Below are 3,793 nucleotides of genomic sequence, written 5' to 3'. Positions count from 1 at the left end.
AAGTTTTCCACACTCAAACCAGACCGCCAAGGGCGTGGCATTTCCTTAGGTTTGACCGGATCGGGGACGCTCTTATTGACATCAAGAAACTCATATAGCGTCGATAAAAAAAGATTGTTTTCGTAGAGCTCAGCCAAACCGCTCAAGGTGGGTCTGAGTGAACCAATCGCGACTTGAAAAGCCCCGAAATACATCACCATCTCTCCTAGCGTGATAGATTTTTGTACGGCGGCGTAGGCGATAAAGGCGAGCGCTCCGTACCCGGCAAGAGCAGCGGTGGACTCGGTGATGAATTGTCTACGATAAGCTTGTGCTGAAATACGGTGCAGACTGGCTCGAATCATTAACCTAATTTCACTAAATCGATAGGCTATAAGGGGTCCAAACCCAAATGCTCGCACTTCTTTTGCGTTTTCAGCAGTCGTGATCACATCGTTGAAATATCTGCTCAAGCGTTCGCTCGCCGTTTTTTCGCGATTTAACTGATATAATTCCTCAGCATATTTAATCCGGTATATGAGTACAGGAATGGAAGCTGCTAATACCGCCACAACGACAGCCCAATTAAACATCAGCAAGAGAGCAAAAGCACTTAACAATGTCAGGCTGTTTAAAGCGAGTGCAGTCAATCCGGAAATGATGCGCAGGGGGCGCGATGGTGCTTCACGCTGAGCCCTATGCAACTTGTCATAAAATTGGGAATGTTCGTAGTAGGCAAGATCCATATCGATGGATTTCGCCTGAACAAGACGCTGCATATAATCGGCAACGAGATGCGTCTGCATTTCGCTCGTGTAACCCATCAAGGCATTACACAGATTACCAATGACGGCCAACCCCAATGCGACAGCTATTAGAGTTACAAGGTTTTGAAAGTCAATTCCAACAGCGGAATACCCATTTTCTTTAGTGAGATGATCGACCACAAGCTTGAAGATATAAAGAGTGGCCAAAGGGACCACACTTTGGATGATAAGCAAGAAGGTGCCAAGGACAGTCCATTGAGGAGCCGCGTTCCAAACGAACTTTAGGGCTCTATCTACTCGAAGTCCATCAATAAAATTTAACGAGTTTTTCAAAGCCGATAATCAGTGTAAATTATGACTTAAAATTCATTTCTATGTTAATGAGACCTCGCTTGGACAGGTCTTCGGCCAGCGCGATCAAATCTGCTTCACATCGCCCGGTTTCCACTTCGTACTCTTCAAGCAGTATATCAAGAACAGCTTGGATAGAGCGTGGTTGCTGAATGAGGCTCCAAACACGAGCTGCAACCTCCTTCAGTTCATAGTACATACCGTCCTTGAGACTTAAGATTACGGCGCTACCTGAGGTGTCAGAGGACAGATCAGCAGACACTTGTTCCTTGCTTGCTACCAATACCGAATTTCTGCTGAGGCTATTGTTCATGGGCTAGCCTTCCAAAGTGTTGGCAAACGAGAATAAACAGCGAAGTAATATCATTTATTTTACTGCTATTCGTGTAAAATATCTTGTTCAACTCGTCGAGCGATATCGGGAAGCTGGCCGAGGTTCCACTGGCGCAATAGACGTTTAACAGTAATTTTTTTCAATAAAAAATTCAACTGCTGAAATGCGCGGATAGCGCCAGTCGACTGTAAAAATTGGGTTCCAAATCGGCACACATATAAATGTGGAACGACCCCAAAAAACGCTTCGCTGGGTGTCATCGACTGGATGGCGAACTCTTCTCCCGCATCCAGCAGATAAAGACTGTGAAAAGGAAGCGCTTCCGGAGCGATGTTTGCGGCGTTCACATTGAATTTATCGACGCCAGATCTCACCCGGAGAGCAGTATCAGGATCACCTCCAGTGCTAACCAATGCATCCGACCACAATCTTATTTGAGGTGGACCCGGTATCGATAAAGGTTGACCCCGATCATCAAAGTCCACTACCAGCAATTCATCCGAAATCAAGGCGTGTCCGCGTCGATTAAGAAATGCGGCTGTGGTTGATTTCCCCCAACCTTTTGCGCCAATAAAACCAACCATCCGACCATGGATGGACACACCGCTAGCATGCAAAACCAACAATCCACGCTGGTGCAACAATATGCCTATGCCAGCACCTAGAATAAAAAGACGTAGTGCATCATCATCAGCATCAGGACAGGGTAAAACAGTAATCTGACGGCCTTCTTCAATTAGCAGATCACCAACTGCGCCCCACGTCAGATGAACCCGATTTAATGAGGCGCTCGCGCACAGTATTGGCGAAGGCTCATGAGACGCGATACATCCACGACGATTAATTTCAATAAAAATATCCGCTTTACCCTGACTAACAAGAAGTTCTGGCAAGGGTAAAGCGGATTTCAGTACACAACCGTAAGCCGAATAAAACGACATTACTAAATCTAGTCTACGCGTTTTATTCTTAACGGTCCTCTTTTACGAACCGGTGTGATGACCCCCGCCGTGACCCCCGCCGTGACCCCCGCCGTGACCCCCGCCGTGACCGTAGCCAGGATATCCAAAGATACGGCTTAAAGTGGTCGACTGAGTTATATCCTCGACCGTGCCATGTACAACGACCCTAGGAGTAGCATAGGATTTTTTCATGGTTTCTCCTTAAGTTGCCAAATCGAATCAATAGAAAACATATTGCCTTATTCATTTCTTTATTAATTTCTCAATAACTTTCACCTCTTTTTAAAAATTATCCAGCACATCTGCAAAATTTATCACGATCTGACTAACCTTAAAGAGGGAAAAGGCGCGAATTGTCCTAAACACTGTAAATTGCCAAGTATTACTTCGCCTTGATATTCCAGCCAAGCATGAGCAACCAAACGATCACCAAGGTTTTTCATCACACCAATTTTCAATTTTACATCGAATTTTTTCTGACGAAGCAACTTATATCCTACCAGCGCCTGAGGCAGACAGTTCATCCGTAGAGGAGCCAACAATTGACTAATACGCTCGATAGCCTGAACAATTAGGAGAATTTCCTGAACATCCGCCAGTCTACCATTCAAATCGTCATTACGATTTAGCCATCCACATAAGCGATAAAATGGCAATATGCATAACCCCGCTTTCACCCCAAGCAACCAGATCGCTGTGTTCAGATACAGCCATTTTTCATGTCTCGGGAGCCCCAAGAATTTATACAGCTTGCTCACTTTTACCTCAATGAACATGTATTATTCAAATTAACACAAAAAATTATGCAAAAAACATACCTTATACTCACGATAAGTCGCGCAAGACACCTTTTACTAAAGATAATTTCAAGAAAAAGATTTATGCATGCTTAAGAACACATCTGCATTAAAAAATTTCATTAAGCAATTTGTGATTAAAAAAGTTACGATATGCTTATCAAGCACATAAAATTACTATGTACCTACTATATATTAATTGAGCCAACATTCTCAACACGTAATATCGGTGACGTATTTTGTAAAGAAACAGGCCAAAATAAGCTGAAAAATTGCTTTTTTATAGTCAATCGGACCAAAATGGACCGACAAATCACCATATAGAAAAACTCAACGTGATCGGGCTGTTTGTTTTTCGCGCACGGCCGATACCCTTAACTCTTGGAAAGAATCGGGCCGAGCCACGACCGGCGGACGCTTTGTCCAGGATTGATCAGGCCTTTTAAGGGGTTCGGTTGGCGGTTGACGTAACCACCTGATTCTCAGTGGCTTGCCTCGGCTAAAAATCGAATCCGGTCATAAAATAGGTAATAAAAATAAACACAAGCCATTGATTATCAATGTTGATTATTTTGACCTTAAAAGGGCTGGTCAGGATTGATC

The 3,793-nt window shown here is 44.0% G+C and carries 4 protein-coding genes; all 4 read right to left on the bottom strand.

All coding sequences use genetic code 11. The features are described 5' to 3' along the window. Window positions 1-1,079, bottom strand: a 1,079-nt coding sequence (locus tag V9G42_00500; GenBank protein ID MEI2757889.1) for an ABC transporter transmembrane domain-containing protein, incomplete at its 3' end; no start/stop codon positions are given. Between the two features lie 19 nt (window positions 1,080-1,098). Then, the gene (locus V9G42_00495; GenBank protein MEI2757888.1) at window positions 1,099-1,410 is read right to left on the bottom strand and encodes a PqqD family peptide modification chaperone; all 312 of its coding nucleotides are present in this window, start codon (window positions 1,408-1,410) and stop codon (window positions 1,099-1,101) included. A gap of 65 nt (window positions 1,411-1,475) precedes the next feature. Next, window positions 1,476-2,372 carry a hypothetical protein gene (locus tag V9G42_00490; protein ID MEI2757887.1) on the bottom strand — a complete coding sequence of 299 codons (897 nt, stop codon included), beginning with the start codon at window positions 2,370-2,372 and terminating at the stop codon, window positions 1,476-1,478. A 335-nt stretch (window positions 2,373-2,707) separates the two neighbouring features. Then, complete coding sequence (locus V9G42_00485; protein MEI2757886.1) at window positions 2,708-3,169, bottom strand: lasso peptide biosynthesis B2 protein; 462 nt, start codon at window positions 3,167-3,169, stop codon at window positions 2,708-2,710. Window positions 3,170-3,793: the final 624 nt, after the last annotated feature.

It is taken from the genome of Bacteroidia bacterium (assembly GCA_037045145.1).
Lineage (GTDB): Bacteria > Bacteroidota > Bacteroidia > AKYH767-A > OLB10 > OLB10.
This window is presented reverse-complemented; position numbering and strand designations above follow the sequence as displayed.